Origin of the sequence: Stenotrophomonas sp. SrG, assembly GCF_050031795.1 — a bacterium.
GTDB lineage: Bacteria > Pseudomonadota > Gammaproteobacteria > Xanthomonadales > Xanthomonadaceae > Stenotrophomonas > Stenotrophomonas rhizophila_A.
The window spans coordinates 1-230 of sequence record NZ_JBNBBE010001726.1 but is presented as its reverse complement, the minus strand read 5'-3'; the positions used below and the strand labels follow the sequence as shown (position 1 = coordinate 230).

The following is a 230-nucleotide window of genomic DNA, read 5'->3' as shown; positions in this document are numbered from 1 at the left end:
CCTCCGGCATGCGCCCGGTGACCTTGCCGATGATCTGCCGACCGAGCGCGTGGAACTTACAGCCGGTGACGTCGCCGGCAGGCAGGCCCAGCCGCTCGAAGGCGGCGCTGGTGCGCTGCTGCAGTTCGCCGGCCGCGTCGCGGTTGAAGGCCAGCATCCCGATCTGGTCCGGTGCCATCAGGCCGCGCTCGACGGCGTAGGCGGCCTTGGCCACCAACGTCGAGGGCGTG

The 230-nt window shown here is 71.7% G+C and carries 1 protein-coding gene; it reads right to left on the bottom strand.

The window, feature by feature from the left end; translation table 11 throughout:
• Window positions 1–230, bottom strand: a 230-nt coding sequence (locus ACQG3P_RS25170) for a UvrD-helicase domain-containing protein (RefSeq protein WP_426806563.1), incomplete at both ends; no start/stop codon positions are given.